The sequence below is a fragment of the Mesorhizobium sp. M0227 genome (assembly GCF_040321855.1).
Lineage (GTDB): Bacteria > Pseudomonadota > Alphaproteobacteria > Rhizobiales > Rhizobiaceae > Mesorhizobium.
In genome coordinates this window covers 1-1,408 of the sequence record NZ_JAMYSJ010000064.1, presented here as the reverse complement: position 1 = coordinate 1,408, position 1,408 = coordinate 1, and the positions used below count along the sequence as shown (strand labels likewise).

Genomic DNA, 1,408 nt, shown 5'->3' with positions numbered 1-1,408 from the left:
CGCCCCCCCCCTCGCCTACTCTTCGCCTCACCCTCAACACCGACCCCGCCCCCCCGGGCCCGGGCCCCCCCCCCCCCCCCCCCCACGCCGAAATTTTGGCGACCGCATTGCCGCCGCCCTGGACCTATGTCGCCACGGCGCAAGCCTATGATGACGAGATGCATGAACGCATCGCGTTGCACCGATCGCGGCGCGGCGAAGGCTGGACGACCATCGACGCACCGCTCGATCTCGCCGGTACGCTTGCCGCCTTGCCGGACGATCGGCCGGTGCTTGTCGATTGCCTGACGCTGTGGCTGACCAACCACATGCTGGCCGAACACGATTTCGAGCTTGAATGCCGTCGGTTGGCGGACGTGCTGTCGCGGCCGCGCGGGCCATGGTTCGTGGTGTCCAATGAAGTCGGCCAAGGTATCGTGCCGGACAATGCACTGGCGCGCCGGTTTCGCGATGCCGCCGGCCGGCTCAACCAGCAGGTCGCCGCCGTCGCCGATACGGTGCTGCTGATGGTGGCGGGGCTACCGCTCAAGGTGAAATGACATGACCGACATCGACGATAAGGACGAAGAACGCCACCGCGCCAAGATGGCCAAGCGCAAGGCGGTGCAGGATGCCGAGGTGGCGAGCAAGACGGTCGAGAAGGGCTTGCTCATCGTCAACACCGGACCGGGCAAGGGCAAGACCACAGCCGCCTTCGGCCTGGCGCTGCGAATGCTCGGCTACGGCAAGCGCGTCGGCGTCGTCCAGTTCATCAAGGGCAAATGGCATACCGGCGAGAAGGATGCCTTTGCCGCCTTCGGCGACCGCGTCGTCTGGCACGCGATGGGCGAGGGGTTCACCTGGGAAACGCAGGATCTGAAGCGCGACATCGCCGCGGCCGAAGCCGCGTGGGCCAAGGTGCTCGAGCTGATGGCCGACCCGTCGATCAGCCTGCTGGTGCTCGACGAGATGAACATCGCGCTGCGCTACGACTATCTCGATCTCGACAAGGTGGTTGCGGCGCTGAAAGCGCGGCGCGAGGGCCTGCATGTCGTGGTCACCGGCCGCAACGCCAAGCCGGCGCTGGTCGAGGCGGCCGACCTCGTCACCGAGATGGGCGTGACCAAGCATCATTTTTCCGCGGGCGTGAAGGCCCAGCAGGGGATCGAGTTCTGAGGCTTCTTACCCCCTTTGAAGGCAGGGCTATCGCATATGGATTCTTGCGAAGAGGGACCCCCACCCTAACCCTCCCCACAAGGGGGAGGGAACGCTGCCGCGTGCCTTTAATTCTTCTTTGGCGCCGAAAAGACAGGCGATTCGCTTGGGTCGGCGCCAGCGGAAGTCGGTTGTGTGCGTCAAGTTCTGCAAAATGGGCGATCATGAAGCTGGTCATGCGGCTTGGCGTAGAGCGAGCTTCTTGTGCTCGCGC

Annotated in this window: 2 protein-coding genes; both read left to right on the top strand. The window is 65.1% G+C overall.

Annotated features, from left to right (window positions below; genetic code table 11):
• Positions 1-92 precede the first annotated feature (92 nt).
• A complete protein-coding gene (gene cobU, locus NKJ00_RS32140; protein WP_352613731.1) occupies positions 93-539 on the top strand; it encodes a bifunctional adenosylcobinamide kinase/adenosylcobinamide-phosphate guanylyltransferase in 447 nt (148 codons plus the stop codon).
• 1 nt (position 540) lies between these two features.
• Positions 541-1,155: a cob(I)yrinic acid a,c-diamide adenosyltransferase gene (cobO, locus tag NKJ00_RS32135; protein ID WP_352439841.1), complete on the top strand. Its 615-nt coding sequence runs from the start codon at positions 541-543 to the stop codon at positions 1,153-1,155.
• Positions 1,156-1,408: the final 253 nt, after the last annotated feature.